Here is a 943-nt window from a genome sequence, read left to right on the forward strand (position 1 = left end):
ATTTGTCGACATGATCTGGAAGCGGACTGCCGTGTGGGCCTGCGTGAAGCTGGTGATTGCGCTCGCCAACATCGCGGTGGGGAAATCCGCCGGGACGGTCAGCCTGATCAGACCGCCCAGTACGCCATCTCCCGCTTGCAGGTCATCAAGCGCCCGGACGAGAACATCTACCGGACCCGACGCCTTGTCATAGAGGCGCTGTCCCTCGTCCGTTAGGGCAAAAGAACGGGTCGAGCGCTTGAGCAACCGAACCCCTAGCGTTTCTTCGAGCGCCCTGACCTGAAGGCTCACCGTCGAACGCGGCGTGCTCGTGCGCCGGGCCGCTGCGGTAAACCCGCCAGCACGAACCACTTCTACAAAGGTCTGGATCGGATCAAGCTTCATCATTGTCCAGAATAATAGATGATGATGGCAGAGCTTGCCAGATAATCGTTCTTGCTCTGATGAGGTACCGTGGGTCCGGATCATAAGGAGACCACATCATGGACATCACCCCTCATCCCGCCTCGCCTGCAAGCGGCGTACTCTCCTCTCACGCAACCGCACGCTTCTCGGGTATCGATGCCGAAATCCTGCTCGGTGGTGAAGCTGCTCCCATGACCGTCATGGCGATGACGGTCCAACCGGATCAGGGCGCACCGGCGCACATTTCGTTTGAGGAGGATAAGGTCTTCTGCATCAGCGAAGGGCGGTTGCTGTTCCTGATCGGCGCGCAGAAGATTGAGGTAAAGGCGGGAGATCGGCTCTTCGTTGCGAAGGGCGTCACCCATGGCTTTTCCGCGATGGGAGGTGTGACGCGCGTGATGTTGGTATCGACACCCGCACGCCATGACCGCTTTTTCCAGGCCATGGATGCTCTGCCGGTTCCGCATGACCTCAACGACGTCCAGTCCGTCTGCGAAACATTTGGCCAGGCCATTGTTGGCCCGGTTGTGACCTCGTA

At 59.3% G+C, this 943-nt stretch carries 2 protein-coding genes; one reads left to right on the forward strand and one right to left on the reverse strand.

Annotation, left to right across the window (positions count from 1 at the left end; translation table 11 throughout):
* On the reverse strand, nucleotides 1–468 hold a 468-nt coding region (locus ACUTJJ_RS25020; RefSeq protein WP_445543782.1), incomplete at its 3' end, for a LysR family transcriptional regulator.
* A gap of 14 nt (nucleotides 469–482) precedes the next feature.
* Here ACUTJJ_RS25020 and ACUTJJ_RS25025 point away from each other — a divergent pair.
* Nucleotides 483–943: cupin domain-containing protein (locus ACUTJJ_RS25025; RefSeq protein WP_445543783.1), on the forward strand; the 461-nt coding region annotated here is incomplete at its 3' end.

Source organism: Agrobacterium sp. DKPNP3 (genome assembly GCF_052686535.1).